At 46.9% G+C, this 1266-nt stretch carries 2 protein-coding genes and 1 pseudogene; all 3 read left to right on the top strand.

Annotated elements, in window-relative coordinates:
* Positions 1-291, top strand: a 291-nt coding sequence (gene mraW, locus ACTHUR_RS11345) for a 16S rRNA (cytosine(1402)-N(4))-methyltransferase (protein ID WP_440398638.1), incomplete at its 5' end; no start/stop codon positions are given.
* Positions 292-354: 63 nt separating this feature from the next.
* The gene (ftsL, locus tag ACTHUR_RS11350) at positions 355-618 is read left to right on the top strand and encodes a cell division protein FtsL (protein WP_003681879.1); all 264 of its coding nucleotides are present in this window, start codon (positions 355-357) and stop codon (positions 616-618) included.
* Positions 619-696: 78 nt separating this feature from the next.
* Positions 697-1266 (top strand): annotated as a pseudogene (locus ACTHUR_RS11355) (penicillin-binding protein 2); the annotation flags it as partial.

Here is a 1266-nt window from a genome sequence, read left to right on the forward strand (position 1 = left end):
GTTTTACCGCAGGTTGCAGGCCGTCTGAAAGAGAGTGGGCGCTTGGCTGTCATTGCGTTCCATTCGCTGGAAGACAGAATTGTGAAGCAGTTTATTAAAAAATATTCGCAACATGCGCCATTGCCCCGTTGGGCAGTGGTTAAGGAAGCGGATTTACCTCAGCCGCCTTTGAAGGCTGTGGGCAAAGCAATCAAACCGGATTCGACAGAGACTGAAGCCAATCCGCGTGCGCGCAGTGCAGTTTTGCGTGTGGCGGAGCGAAGCAGTGGCGAATTTTCGGTTATTGAGTAGGGGATGGCGTCTAAACGCTGTCGTAAGAGATAGTCCTGTTGACAGGCCGTCTGAAAGTTTGAGATGGGTAAGTTGAATATTTTATTACTGGTTTTGGTGACGGTCTCAGCCTTTGCCGTAGTGTTTAAGCAAAACCAGTCCCGTTTGCATTTTATCGAGTTGGATAAGGCACAAAAACGGGAAATTCAGTTGGAACAGGATTACGCGCGCCTGAAATTGGAGCAAGCAAGATTGGCAAACCACAAGTTGATTAAAGTGGCGGCCGAAAAGCAACATCTGCTTCCTCCGGGTGCGCATAATACGGCTATGCTGGAACGCAAAAAATAAGAATACAGAGCCTTGCATTGGTGCAAGATTTACGGGATTTGATGGCTCACTGAGCAGCTAAGTCATGAGAAGTTCAACATGTTAATTAAGAACGAATATAAACCTCAAATGCTGTCTGGAACAACAAAAACGAAAAAGCCGCTGACAAGTAACGGGCGAATCGGTTTGGTGCTGGGCGCTGTTGCGCTGGCATTTACCGGTCTGTTGGTACGCGGGGTTTATCTGCAAACCAGTCAGCATGAATTTTTGAAAAATCAGGGCGACCAACGTTTTGTGCGTACGCTTCCGCTGCCGGCATCACGCGGTATGATTACCGACCGCAATGGTGCTACATTGGCTTTGAGTGCGCCTACCGAATCATTGTATGCCATGCCTTCCGGTATGGAGGAAATGCCGACTGACGAGCAGTTGGAAAAATTGTCGGCCATTGCTGATGTGCCTGTTGAAGTTTTGAAAAATAAATTGTCTAAAAAAGACAAAGGCTTTATCTACTTGAAACGTCAACTCAGCTACGAGAAAGCAGAAGAAATCAAAGCATTGGGCATTAAAGGCATTGCATTCCAAAAAGAATTGAAACGCCATTACCCGATGGGCAATCTGTTTGCGCATGTTATCGGTTTTACCAATATCGACGGCAAAGGTCAGGAG

The sequence above is a fragment of the Neisseria sp. P0021.S007 genome (assembly GCF_051956855.1).